Source organism: uncultured Sphingomonas sp. (assembly GCF_964237155.1).
Lineage (GTDB): Bacteria > Pseudomonadota > Alphaproteobacteria > Sphingomonadales > Sphingomonadaceae > Sphingomonas.
This window is the reverse complement of record NZ_CAXSHH010000015.1, coordinates 1-12,570: the sequence shown is the minus strand read 5'-3', so window position 1 is coordinate 12,570 and position 12,570 is coordinate 1. Positions and strand designations below refer to the sequence as shown.

Below are 12,570 nucleotides of genomic sequence, written 5' to 3'. Positions count from 1 at the left end.
ATCCGCGTCGCCAAAGGCTTGTGTTCCGCCACGCGCGCCCGCTACCACACCCCGGTTTGTGGGGGACCGATATAGTGCGGGGCGGAATGGCGATCACCGCCGAGAGGCTGGTCAAGCGTTTCGGCGACCGGCGGGTGGTGGACGGCGTCGATATCGCGGTTCCGGCGGGCGCGATCTACGGCGTGCTCGGCCCCAACGGCGCGGGCAAGACGACCACGCTTCGCATGCTGCTGGGCATCATCGAACCCGATGCGGGGACGCGCACGCTGCTCGGCCACGCCCGCCCGCGCGACGCGAGCGACCGGGTCGGCTACCTGCCCGAGGAGCGCGGGCTGTATCCGGCGATGAAGGCCAGGGAGGCGATCGCGTTCATGGGCGCGCTGCGCGGGCTCGATTGGCGTACCGGACGGGCGCGGGCGGTCGAACTGCTCGAGGCAGCGGGACTGGGCCATGCCGTCGACGAGAAGATCCGGAAATTGTCGAAGGGCATGGCCCAGCTCGTCCAGCTGCTGGGATCGGTCGTCCACCGGCCCGATCTGCTGGTGCTCGACGAGCCTTTCTCCGGGCTCGATCCCGTCAACCAGGAGAAGCTGGAGGCGCTGATCCTCGCCGAGCGCGACCGGGGCGCGACGATCCTGTTCTCGACGCACGTGATGGCGCACGCCGAGCGGCTGTGCGACCGGCTGGCGATCATCGCGGGCGGCAAGCGGCGCTTCGAGGGGACGGTCGACGACGCGCGCGCGATGCTCCCGGCCCAGGTCCACTACTCGCCCCGCGCGGACGGGCCGGAGCTGGGACGGCTGCTCCCCGCCGACGCCGAGCGCGAGCGTGACGGCTGGCGCTTCGAGCTGCCGGGCGAGGGCGTCGAGCGCCTGCTCGAACGGCTGATCCAGGCCGGGCACGGTATCTCCGGCTTGCGGATCGAGCGGCCGGGGCTCCACGAAGCCTTCGTGCGCATCGTCGGCGAAGCGGAGACCGCACGATGAGCCTGCGCCGCACCCTTCGCCAGACGATGACGGTCGCGCGCCGCGATTTCGTCGCAACGGTCTTCACCCCCATCTTCCTCCTGTTCCTGTTCGCCCCCGTCATCATGGGCGCGTTCGGCGCGGTCGGCGGCCTCGGCGCGGCCAGCGTCGCGGACGATTCGGCGGGCAAGGCGCGCGTCGTCGCGGTCCTCCCGCCTGATCAGGCGCGGATCATGACGGAGGCCGACAAGCGGCTGCGCACCGCCTTCCGCCGCGACGAGGCCCCGCCCCGGCTGCTGACTCTCACCCCGGCCGCCGATCCGGAGCGCCAAGCGCGCGCGGCGTTCGAGACCAAGGATTACGACGCGGCCGGCGTCCTGTACGGCCCCCTCGACCGCCCGACGGTGCTGTTCGGCCCGCTCGACCGACGCACCGCGCGCTATCTCGGCATCCTCGCGCGCGAGACGCTCGTCGACCAGCGGCTGGGGGCGGATGTGCCGACCGTGCGCGTGGAGGAAGTGCGCCTCACCCGACAAGGCGCGTCGCGCGGGGGGCGGAACCAGTCGGCGTTCCTGGCGGTGTTCGGCGTGTTCTTCCTGACGCTGTTCCTCGCGGGCCAGGTCGTCGGCACGATGGCGGAGGAGCGCAACAACAAGGTGCTCGAGGTGCTCGCCGCCGCCGTCCCGCTCGAATCGGTGTTCCTGGGCAAGCTGCTCGGCATGTTCGGCGTGGCCGTCCTGTTCGTCGTGTTCTGGGGCACGATCGTCGGACAGGTCGGCGGCTTCCTGCCCCCGGCTCTCGGCGCCGCGATGAGCGAGCTGACCCCGGCCATCGGCGGCCCCGCCTTCGCGGTGCTGTTCTTCGCGTATTTCACGATGGCGTACCTGCTGCTGGGATCGGTGTTCCTGGGGATCGGCGCGCAGGCGTCGACCATGCGCGAGATCCAGATGCTCTCGCTCCCGATCACGATCGTCCAGGTGGGGATGTTCGCGCTCTCCTCGGCGGCGGCGTCCAGGCCGGACAGCTGGATCGCGACCGCGGCCGAGCTGTTCCCGCTATCGTCGCCTTTCGCGATGGCCGCGCGCGCGGCCAATTCGGCCGCGATCTGGCCGCACGTCGCGGCGCTGGCGTGGCAGGCGCTGTGGGTCGGGGTCTTCATCACGGTCGGCGCGCGGCTGTTCCGGCGGGGCGTGCTGCAATCGGGAAGCGGGCCGGGTTGGCTGTCGCGCCTGCGTCGCAGTCCGGCGTAAGGCTATTGACAGCGTTGTAGGTAATCGGTTCACTCGAGCGAAACAGGAGTGGACCGATGGCTACGGCGATGACCCAACCAGACCTCGCGCCCGAACCCGCGCCCGATCCGCTCGATGTGAGCCGCGCCGAGCTCTACCGCGACGATACCTGGCAGGCCCCGTTCGACCATCTACGCGCGCGGGCCCCGGTCTATCACACCCCCGCATCGAGCTTCGGCCCATATTGGTCGGTGTCGACCTACAAGCCGATCGTCGAGGTCGAATCGCTCCCCGAAATCTTCTCGTCGGAGGTGGGCGGGATCACGCTGGCGGACTTCCTCGATCCCGCGATCGACGTACGCATGCCGATGTTCATCGCACGCGACCGGCCCGTCCACACCGCGCAGCGTCGCACCGTCGCCCCCGCCTTCACCCCGTCGGAGATGACGCGGATGTCGGACGGGCTGCGGCAACGGACGGCGATCTTGCTCGACGAGCTGCCCTGGAACGAGGAGTTCGATTGGGTCGACACGGTATCGGTCGAGCTTACGACCCAGATGCTCGCCATCCTGTTCGATTTTCCATGGGCGGATCGGCGCAAGCTGACCTTCTGGTCCGACTGGGCGGGCGACATCGAGCTCGTCAAGAACGAGGAGCTCCGGCTGCAACGCCTCCAACATATGTACGAATGCGGGGCCTATTTCTCGCAGCTGTGGAACGGCAAGCTCGGCCAGCCGCAGACGCCCGACCTCATTTCGATGATGATCCACTCCGACGCGATGGCGGAAATGGACCAGATGGAGTTCATCGGGAACCTCATATTGCTCATCGTAGGCGGCAACGACACGACGCGTAACACCATGTCGGCGCTGGCCTACGGGCTCGACAAGTTCCCGGACGCGCGCGCCAAGCTCGAGGCGGATCCGGGGCTGATCGGCAACACGACGCAGAAGGTGATCCGCTGGCAGACGCCGCTCGCGCACATGCGCCGCACCGCGACGCAGGATTACGAGCTGCAGGGCAACGGATCAAGCAGGGCGACAAGCTGGCGCTCTGGTACGTGTCGGCGAACCGCGACCGGAGCGTGTTCGGCGACGACGCTGACGACATCGTCGTCGACCGGCCGAACGCCCGGCGGCACCTGGCGTTCGGCCACGGCATCCACCGCTGCGTCGGCGCGCGGCTGGCGGAGATGCAGGTCGGCATACTGCTTCAGGAGATGGCGAAACGCCGGATGCGGGTGAACGTGGTGGGGAAGCCGGTGCGGGTGGCCGCATGCTTCGTGCATGGATACCGAAAGCTGCCGGTGGAGATCAGTAGATATTAGGCGCGAGGGCGCGCGCATCTCGCCGCATTCCTTCCGTCACCCCAGCGAAGGCTGGGGTCGCTCTCCGGGGAAGCACCTCGTATCCTCACCACGAGATCCCAGCCTTCGCTGGGATGACGGATTGGGGGATGAAGGCGGTAGGATCAGGCTGAAGCACCTCTCCCCTTCCGCCTCGCGCTCCCTACATCCCGACCATGACCAACTACCCCGACCGCCGCGGCCTGCTCGCGGGCTTCACCGCTGGAGCCGCCGCGCTCCTGTTCGGCTGCCGCGACGCCGACGCGAAGGCGACCGAGCGCTTCCGCGTGACCCTGCCCGACGCCGAATGGAAGAAGCGGCTATCGCCTGCCGCCTACGCCGTGCTCCGCCAAGAGAGTACCGAGCGGCCCGGTTCCAGCCCCCTCGACGCCGAAAAGCGCGCGGGCGTGTTCCGGTGCGCGGGATGCGACCAGGCGCTGTTCTCGGCCAAGACCAAGTTCGAATCCGGCACCGGCTGGCCGAGCTTCTGGGCTCCGCTGCCGAACGCGGTCGGCGAAAGGACCGATCGCGCCATGTTCATCGCGCGCACCGAGGTTCACTGCGACGAGTGCGGCGGGCATCTGGGGCATGTGTTCGACGACGGCCCCAAGCCGACGGGCAAGCGGTATTGCATGAACGGCGCGGCGATGAAGTTCCGCGCCGCCTGACCTCAGAAGCGCTCGTCGACGAACGCCCGGACGCCGACCGTACCGCCGACACTCGCCATGCGGACGCTCGGGAACTCGGCGGCCTTGGGCGCTTCGCCCGAATGGATGAAGCCGCTCGTCGGATAGCTCGACGTGCCGAGCCCGCCCTGCGGACCGTACCAGACCTTGACCTGGCTCCAGTCGTTCGCCGCCGACACGTCGACCGCGCGCACGTCGCGCTCGATCCCGCCACGGCGCGACCAGTTGGCATGGGTGAGCAGCAGCTCGCGTTCCCCGACCACGCGGGACACCATCGCGACATGGCCGACCCGCATCCGCCGCGTGGGCTCGAACGCCAACACCGACCCAGCCTTGGGCGTCCGGCCGCGCTCGTAACGACCTGCCGCCTGAGCCCACCAGGTATTCGCATTGCCGCGGATCTGGATGCCCGAGATCTCGCGGGCATAGGGCGCACACTGCCAGAATTGCGCGGCGGCGGGAGCCGCCAGGCTCAGGACGCACGAAGACACCAGCGCAAAACGCGCTGTTAAACGATTGATTTGCAAGGTAAGCCCCGCCCTCGGTTGCTCTTGAGAATGGGGCTACGGGGGAGAAGTAAAAAAGAAAAGCGGAGCGGGAACAAATCGGGATGAAGCGTGTTACCGCGCCGATGATCCGCCCTCTGCCAACGTTGCGAGCCGCGCCTCGTGCTCCGCACGGCCAAACGGGAAACGTGTGAACACATACGCGCCGAGCACCGCGAGCATGAGATAGCCGACCGCATAGAAGGTGCTCAGACTCGCCAGCGTCGCCTCGGGCACCGATCCGGGCGTCGCCTTTGCGGACAGGCCGGCGGCGGTGAGGATGCTGCCGGCGATGAAGATGCCGATCCCGCTGGTGCATTTCTGGACGAAGAACGCGCCCGCGAAGAACACGCCTTCCTGCCGGCGACCGGTGCGGACCTCCGAGTCCTCGACGACGTCGGCCATCATCGACGCGCCCAGGATAAATCCGGTTATGTTGAACGCCGTGCCAGCGACGGCGCAGGCGATGACGAACGGCACCGCGAGCGGATCGCCTGAAGCGGGCGCGAGCCCGGCCATTCGCAGCCAATAGGGAAAGGTGATGATGGCCGCACCGATCAGCACGACGATCGCCGCGGTCCTGGATTTGTCGCCGTGCTTGCCGAGCCGGGGCGCGAACACGAACGCCGCGAAGGCGGCCAGCAGGTACGAGACCGTGACGACGACGAAGTCGGACGGCCGAAATCCCCAGACATAGCCCTGGAGATAGGTGCCGAGAGCATAGGACACGCCCTGGTTGACGTACACGCACAGCGACGCGAGCATCAGTATGAGGAAGGCGCGGTTGCGGAACGCCTCGCCCAGCTCGCCGAAGCTTTCGCGCAATGTCTGCTTCTCGATCACGGGGCGCGGCAGGTACGGGATCTCGCGGTGGGTGCCGATCGCCGAAACGAGGATCGCGGTCCCCATCAGCAGCGCGCCCGCGACCGCGTAGCCGGCGTAACCGTCGCGGTTGAGCATGCCGTTGGGATAGCCGGGCGCCGGCGCGAGGAAATACAGCCACGCGGCCAGCCCCATCGTCAGCCCCCCGCCCCAGCCCCACAGATACCGCCAGGCCAGGATGCGCGTGCGCTCGTCGTAATCGCTCGTCAGCTCGGCGGTGAGGGCGACCGAGGGCACCTCGTACGCGCTGACGGCGGTGCGGACGAGCACCGCGCAGCCGAACAACCAGGCGAGCGCCGCCGTCTCGCCCGCGGGCGGGCGCCAGAGCAGGACATAGCCGATCATGATCGGGAGCGCGGAGGCGTACATCCACGGATGCCGCCGTCCCCAGCGGCTGCGTGTCCGGTCGGACAGGAACCCGACCGCCGGATCGACGAACGCGTCGATGATCAAGGCGGCGGCGATCACGATGCCCACCGTCGCGGCGGGGAGGCCCACGACCTGGTTGTAGAACAGCAGCAGGAACGTCCCGAACCCCGCGTCCTTCACGCCGTACGCGACCGCGCCGAAGCCATAGGCGACGACGGTCCCCTGCCGCAGGTCTCGTCTGGGCGGAACTGGAAGCGCGACGTTCATCGGACCTGGTCCAGCGCTTCGAACAAGGTCGGCGATGCCGGATCCCAGCTCGCGCGGCTGCCCACCGTCATCCCGCCGTCAACCAGCAGGCTGGTGCCGGTGACGAACGAGGCGTCGTCGCTCAGCAGGAAGCAGACGGCGGCGGCGATGTCCTCCGGCCGACCCGCGCGCGCGATCGGCTGCGCCTTGGCGGCGACGGCTGCGATCATGCCGTCCGCCTGCGCGCGCGCGTCCTCGGCGATGTCGAGATGGCGGGTGAAGATGTTCGTCGTGATGAACCCCGGCAGTACCGCGTTCACCCGGATGCCATGCCGCGCGAGGTCGGCGGCGGACACGGTGGTCAGGTGGAGCACCCCCGCCTTCGCGACCGAATAGGCGGTCGGCGCGAAGCCGCTGGCGAGCGCGGCGACGCTGGCGGTGTTTACGATCGCGCCGCCGCCCCGCTTCGCGATCAATGGCGCGGCATAGCGGGTGCCGAGCGCGACGGAGGTGAGGAGCAGCGCCATGGTGCGGTCCCACTCGCCGGGCTCGACCGTGTCTATCCCCTCGCGCGCGCCGCCCGCGCCGGCATTGTTGAACAGCAAGTCGAGACCGCCTTCGGCGTCGGCCTGGTCCATCAACGCCTCGAGCTGGTCGGCCTTGGTCACGTCGCAGCGCCGGAATCCGATCCGGCCGTCCGATCCGTCGACCAGATCGGCCGCGCCCTGTTCGTCGATGTCGCCGATCAGGACCTGTGCGCCCTCCTCGGCCAGCCGGAGCGCGGTCGCTCGCCCGATGCCCGATGCGCCGCCGGTGACCACCGCGCGCTTGCTCGTGAACCGCATTCCGGCTCTCTCCCGTTTTTTGCGACCATAGTATGGGGGTGCGCGCCGTCAATGACGCCGCGGTTCGAAGGTGCGGTTTGGGGTTCTTGCGCTGCGCGCCCGCGCTGGGTACCGCCGACGCGACCGGATTGATGGAGTGTATGCGTGGCCCTCGACACCGAAACCTTCGACGCGCTGATCGACGGCGTCCGCCGTTTCGTGGCCGAACGGCTCCGCCCGCTCGAGGCCGATGTGGAGGCAGCCGACGCGATCCCGGACGACGTCGTCCGGGAGATGCGCGAGATGGGTCTGTTCGGGCTGTCGATCCCCGAGGAGCATGGCGGGCTGGCGCTGACGATGGCGGAGGAATGCCGCGTCGCCATCGAACTGGGGCGGACCACCCCCGCCTTCCGGTCGACCTTCGGCACCAATGTCGGGATCGGCAGCCAGGGGCTCGTCATGTCGGGCAGCCCCGAACAGAAGGCGCACTGGTTGCCGCGCATCGCGAGCGGCGAGATCATCACCAGCTTCGCGCTGACCGAGCCCGATGTCGGGTCGGATAGCGGCGCGGTAAAGACGCGCGCGGTCAAGGACGGCGACACCTACCGGCTAAGCGGCACCAAGCGCTATATCACCAACGCCGACAAGGCCGACCTTTTCACCGTCATGGCGCGCACGGGCGAGGAGAAGGGCGCGCGCGGCGTCTCGGCGTTCCTGGTACCCCGCGATCTGCCCGGCGTGACGCTGGGCGAGCCCGAGAAGAAGATGGGACAGAAAGGGGCCAAGGTCTCCGACGTTCATTTCGACAACGTCGTCGTCCCCGCCGCCAATCGTCTCGGCGCGGAAGGCGAAGGCTTCAAGATCGCGATGCGCGTGCTCGACCGGGGGCGGCTGCACATCTCGGCGGTATGCGTCGGCGTGGCGGAGCGGCTGATCGCCGACTGCGTCGCCTATGGGTCGGAGCGGCACCAGTTCGGCAATCCGATCGTCCATCACCAGCTGATCCAGGGCATGCTGGCGGACTCGAAGACGGAGGCCCTGGCGGCGCGCGCGCTGGTGCTCGAGACGGCGGACAAGAAGGATCGGCAGGAGGACGTGGTGCTCGAGTCGGCGGCCGCGAAATACTACGCGTCTGAGATGGTCGGCCGCGTCGCCGACCGCGCGGTCCAGATCTACGGAGGTGCCGGCTATATCGCGGATTATGGGATCGAGCGGCTGTACCGCGACGTGCGCTTGTTCCGCATCTATGAGGGCACCAGCCAGATTCAGCAGGTCATCATCGCCCGCGAGACGCTGAAGCGCGGTGGCTGACCTAACCCTCTCCCGCGTAGGGCTACGCCCGCCTTCGGCTCCGCGGGAGAGGGACAGGCGCGAAGCGCCAGGGTGAGGGCAGTGCGTGTCGTGAACCGCCCTCACCCGACCTCGCTTCGCTCGGCCACCCTCTCCCGCGAAAGCGGGAGAGGGAAGGAAACACGAAGGAGAAGATTGATGGACACGACCAACCTGTTCCGCCTCGATGGGCGCACGGCGCTGATCACCGGGGGTAGCCGCGGCATCGGCAAGATGATCGCGGCGGGCTTCATCGCGCAGGGGGCCAAGGTCTATATCTCGTCGCGCAAGGCCGACGCCTGCTTCGCGGCAGCGGCCGAACTCGGCCCCGACTGCGTCGCGCTGCCGCAGGACGTGTCCACCGTGGCGGGCTGCCAGGCGCTGGCCGCGCAATATGCCGAGGCCGAGGGCGCGCTCGACATCCTCGTCAACAACGCGGGCGCAGCCTGGGGCGAGCCGTTCGAGGTGTTTCCCGAAAAGGGCTGGGACAAGGTCATGGACCTGAACGTCAAGTCGCCCTTTTTCCTGACCCAGGCGCTGCACCCCGCCCTCAAGGCGGCGGCGAGCCGCGAGCGGCCGGGCAAGGTCATCAACATCACCTCGATCGACGGCCAGCGGCTGAACCCGTGGGACACCTATAGCTATCATGCCTCCAAATCGGCGCTAATCTATCTGACCAAGCGAATGGCCGCGCGGCTGATCCAGGATGCGATCAACGTCACCTCCATCGCCCCCGGCGCGTTCGCGAGCGAGATGAACCGATCGGCGCGCGACCACGGCTCCGAAGTGGCGCAGGGCATTCCAGCCAAGCGCATCGGCGTCGACGAGGACATGGCGGGCGCGGCGATCTATCTCGCCAGCCGGGCGGGCGATTACGTGGTCGGCGACACGATCACGGTCGACGGCGGGCTCGTCCATGCGGCGGTGGGGACAAGCATCGACGGATAGCGTACGGCTACGCTTCCGTTATGTGCCGGACCGGTACGCCGAGCGCCTTGGCCGCGGTCACCATCGGGCGATCACCCGTCCACAAGGTAGCACCGACCGCGGACGTGATCGCAAGGTGCAGCGCGTCCGGTGCTTTCAATGGCGCGACATCGCGCTCCATCATCTCCGTCGCCAGCCGGAAGTGCCGATCCTCGACCGGTACGATCGTGAACGCGTCGTCCAATAACGCTCGGAGCGTCCTTGCCGCCGCTAACCGGCCCGCGGCATCGATCCGGTCGGACCGTTGCTTCACGCCTAGCGCGGACGCCAGCTCGGTCCGCGTCCACAGACTCGCGAGCAGTCCGCCCGCCGGAGTAGCCGCCAGTAGGCGCAGCGCGTTGGACGTGAACTTCTCCCGAGTGGCGGCTGCGATCAGTACCGACGTGTCCGGATAAATCATCAATAGCGATAATCGTCGCGCATTCGACGCATGAACGTTCCGGCGTCCTCGTCCTGCGGGGGCAGCGAAGCGGCCAGGCGCTCCAGCGCAGCGATATCGACGGGCTTTCGAGGCGGCGTGTCGGGCACCAACTTGGCGACCGGCTTGCCGCGCGACGTGATCGAGATGCTCTCGCCGTGCTGCACCCGTTTCACGAGTTCACTCAACCGCGCTTTCACATCGGCTAAGGGCAAGGTCTCCATGTCGATCTCCGGACTATCTAGCTAGTCATTTAGAGCTGATCGCGACATCCCGCAAGCCGAACCGGCATCTCGCCCGCTTAGCTACCCCGCAGGATCAGCCATACCTTGGGCCGCCCGGACGGCTTCGCCACCCCGTCCAGCCGCACCGCACGTACGATCCGGACCGGTCGCAGGATCATCTGCCCGCGCATCACGCCCGATCCACCGCCCGATGGTTGCGCCAGGATGCGGCGGACCGCGTCCATGCCCCCCGTCACTCGCCCGAACGCGGCGTAGCCGGTGAAGCCGGGCCGCGCGTCCATCTGCGGCGAGGGGCCGACCGTCAGGACGAAGTTGCCTGTCGCCGACGCATCGAAGGTACCGTGTGCCATTGACACGGTCGCATCCAAGTGACGCAGGCCCGTCCGGCTCGTCGGCTCCAGATCGATCGGCGGGAGCGCGCGGCGCAGGTCGGTGCGCACGCCGCCTTGGACGAACCCCGCTCCGGGCCGCGCCTTGCTCCTCGCCGCGCGGTAGAAGACGGTGCCGTCGAAGCGGCCGTCATCGACATAAGCCATGAAGTTCGCGGTCGTGATCGGCGCTCGCCGTGCGTCGAGCGCGAGCGTGATCGGCCCCGCCGACGTCTCCAGCCGCACGTGGACCAGCCCCGCCCGCTCGGCCGCCGCAGCCGGCCCGGCGAGCATCGCGACGCATATCGCCGCCAACGTGCTGCGCATGACGGCTACCGCGCGATCCCGCCCGCCGCGAGCACCGCCAGCGTCACCAGCTCGCTCGCGGTGGAGGTCATGGGCGCGATCTGGACGGGCTTTTCCATCCCCACCAGCATCGGCCCGATCATCGCGTCGCCGCCCAGTTCGCGGAGCAGCTTGGCGGAGATGTTGGCCGACTGGAGCCCCGGCATGACCAGCACGTTCGCCGGCCCCGACAGCCGCGCGAAGGGATAGTTCGCCAGCTGCTTGGGATTGAGCGCCACGTCCGGGGCCATCTCGCCCTCATACTCGAACGCGACCTCCCGCCCGTCGAGCACGCCCACCGCCGCGCGGATGTTCTCCAGCCACTTGCCCTCGGGATTGCCGAAGGTGGAGTAGCTCAGGAACGCGACGCGCGGCTCGTGGCCCATCCGCCGAGCCACCTGGGCGGTCTGCTCGGCGATGTCGGCGAGCTCCTCGGCGGTCGGACGCTCGTTGACGGTGGTGTCGGCGATGAACACCGTGTGCGTCCGCCCGACGAGCAGGTGGATCCCGAACGGCACGCGACCCTCGGCGGGGTCGATCACTCGGCGCAGGTCGCGCATCGTGTGCGCGTAGGTGCGCGTGACGCCGGTGATCATCGCGTCGGCATGCCCCATCTGGAGCAGCACCGCGCCGAAGGTGTTGCGATCCTGGTTGATCATCCGCTCGATATCGCGGCGAAGATAGCCGCGTCGCTGGAGCCGGCCGTACAGATATTCGACCATCGCGGGGACCAGCGGCGAATGGCGGCTGTTGTGAAGTTCGTACTCCTCCGGCTGCTCGACGCCCAGCGCGCGCAGGCGATCGGGGACGTCGTCGCGCCCCACCAGCACGGGGGTGCCGAGCCCACCCTCCTTGAAGGCGATGGCGGCGCGCAGCACCACCTCCTCCTCGCCTTCCGCGAACAGCACGCGCTTGGGTCGGGCCCGCGCGCCCTCATAGGCGAGCGTCAGCACGGAGGTGGTCGGGTTCAACCGCTCGCGCAGCCGCTGGCGGTATGCGTCCATGTCCAGGATCGGCCGCGTCGCCACCCCCGAATCCATCGCCGCGCGCGCGACCGCCATCGGCACCACCTCCATCAGCCGCGGATCGAAGGGCGCGGGGATGATGTATTCGGGACCGAAGCTGTGCCGCACGCCATAGGCGACCGCGACCTCCTCCGGCACGCGCTGGCGCGCCAGGTCGGCGATCGCATGCGCGGCGGCGACCTTCATCCGGTCGTTGATCGCCGTCGCCCGCACGTCCAGCGCCCCGCGGAATACGTATGGGAAGCCCAGCACGTTGTTGACCTGGTTGGGATAGTCCGACCGTCCCGTCGCGACGATAGCGTCGGGCCGCGCGGCGGTCGCCGCCTCGGGCCGGATCTCGGGTTCGGGGTTCGCCATCGCGAAGATGATCGGCGCGGGAGCCATGTCGCGGACCATCTCGGGCTTGAGCGCCCCCGCCGCCGACAGTCCCAGGAACACGTCCGCGCCGTGCAGCGCCTCTGTCAGCGTGCGGCGGTCAGTGTTGGCGGCATGGGCGGACTTCCATTGGTCCATCCCTTCCTCGCGGCCCTGATAAATGACGCCCTGGCGATCGCACATGATCACGTTATCGTGGCGCACGCCCATCGCCTTCACCAGCTCGGTGCAGGCGATCGCCGCCGCGCCCGCGCCGTTGACGACGATCTTGACCTCATCCATCCGCCGCCGCGTCAGCAGGCAGGCGTTGATCAGCCCGGCGGCGGTGATGATCGCGGTGCCGTGCTGGTCGTCATGGAAGACGGGGATGTTCATCCGCTCGCGCAA

At 68.6% G+C, this 12,570-nt stretch carries 12 protein-coding genes and 1 pseudogene; 6 read left to right on the top strand and 7 right to left on the bottom strand.

Annotated features, from left to right (window positions below):
• Nucleotides 1-86: 86 nt before the first annotated feature.
• From ACFE71_RS05515 to msrB, 4 genes and pseudogenes are all read left to right on the top strand, one after another.
• Complete coding sequence (locus ACFE71_RS05515; RefSeq protein ID WP_375427807.1) at nucleotides 87-986, top strand: ABC transporter ATP-binding protein; 900 nt, start codon at nucleotides 87-89, stop codon at nucleotides 984-986.
• A complete protein-coding gene (locus tag ACFE71_RS05510; protein WP_375427806.1) occupies nucleotides 983-2,215 on the top strand; it encodes an ABC transporter permease in 1,233 nt (410 codons plus the stop codon). Before ACFE71_RS05515 ends, ACFE71_RS05510 begins: the two co-directional genes overlap by 4 nt.
• A 56-nt stretch (nucleotides 2,216-2,271) precedes the next feature.
• Nucleotides 2,272-3,521 (top strand): annotated as a pseudogene (locus ACFE71_RS05505) (cytochrome P450).
• A 194-nt stretch (nucleotides 3,522-3,715) separates the two neighbouring features.
• Entirely contained in the window at nucleotides 3,716-4,207 is a 492-nt protein-coding gene (gene msrB / locus ACFE71_RS05500) for a peptide-methionine (R)-S-oxide reductase MsrB (protein ID WP_375427805.1), read from the top strand.
• A 2-nt stretch (nucleotides 4,208-4,209) separates the two neighbouring features.
• On the opposite strand, the gene ACFE71_RS05495 is transcribed toward msrB, so the two are convergent.
• From ACFE71_RS05495 to ACFE71_RS05485, 3 genes are all read right to left on the bottom strand, one after another.
• Entirely contained in the window at nucleotides 4,210-4,716 is a 507-nt protein-coding gene (locus ACFE71_RS05495; protein ID WP_375427804.1) for a CHAP domain-containing protein, read from the bottom strand.
• 129 nt (nucleotides 4,717-4,845) lie between these two features.
• On the bottom strand, nucleotides 4,846-6,288 hold the full coding sequence (locus tag ACFE71_RS05490) for an MFS transporter (RefSeq protein ID WP_375427803.1): 1,443 nt from the start codon (nucleotides 6,286-6,288) through the stop codon (nucleotides 4,846-4,848).
• A complete protein-coding gene (locus tag ACFE71_RS05485; RefSeq protein WP_375427802.1) occupies nucleotides 6,285-7,112 on the bottom strand; it encodes an SDR family NAD(P)-dependent oxidoreductase in 828 nt (275 codons plus the stop codon). The genes ACFE71_RS05490 and ACFE71_RS05485 overlap by 4 nt, the downstream gene beginning before the upstream one ends.
• A gap of 144 nt (nucleotides 7,113-7,256) precedes the next feature.
• Between ACFE71_RS05485 and ACFE71_RS05480 the strand changes: the two genes are divergently transcribed.
• Nucleotides 7,257-8,402 carry an acyl-CoA dehydrogenase family protein gene (locus ACFE71_RS05480; protein WP_375427801.1) on the top strand — a complete coding sequence of 382 codons (1,146 nt, stop codon included), beginning with the start codon at nucleotides 7,257-7,259 and terminating at the stop codon, nucleotides 8,400-8,402.
• Nucleotides 8,403-8,579: 177 nt separating this feature from the next.
• Complete coding sequence (locus ACFE71_RS05475) at nucleotides 8,580-9,368, top strand: SDR family oxidoreductase (protein WP_375427800.1); 789 nt, start codon at nucleotides 8,580-8,582, stop codon at nucleotides 9,366-9,368.
• Nucleotides 9,369-9,375: 7 nt separating this feature from the next.
• Here the strand turns inward: ACFE71_RS05475 and ACFE71_RS05470 are convergent, their stop codons facing one another.
• The 4 genes from ACFE71_RS05470 to ACFE71_RS05455 form a co-directional block, all read right to left on the bottom strand.
• Nucleotides 9,376-9,807, bottom strand: coding sequence for a type II toxin-antitoxin system VapC family toxin (locus ACFE71_RS05470; protein WP_375427839.1), 432 nt, complete (start codon nucleotides 9,805-9,807; stop codon nucleotides 9,376-9,378).
• Nucleotides 9,807-10,049 carry a type II toxin-antitoxin system Phd/YefM family antitoxin gene (locus ACFE71_RS05465; RefSeq protein WP_375427799.1) on the bottom strand — a complete coding sequence of 81 codons (243 nt, stop codon included), beginning with the start codon at nucleotides 10,047-10,049 and terminating at the stop codon, nucleotides 9,807-9,809. Before ACFE71_RS05465 ends, ACFE71_RS05470 begins: the two co-directional genes overlap by 1 nt.
• Before the next feature lie 77 nt (nucleotides 10,050-10,126).
• A complete protein-coding gene (locus ACFE71_RS05460; protein WP_375427798.1) occupies nucleotides 10,127-10,765 on the bottom strand; it encodes a peptidylprolyl isomerase in 639 nt (212 codons plus the stop codon).
• A gap of 5 nt (nucleotides 10,766-10,770) precedes the next feature.
• A partial coding sequence (locus ACFE71_RS05455; protein WP_375427797.1) for a phosphate acyltransferase occupies nucleotides 10,771-12,570 on the bottom strand: 1,800 nt, incomplete at its 5' end.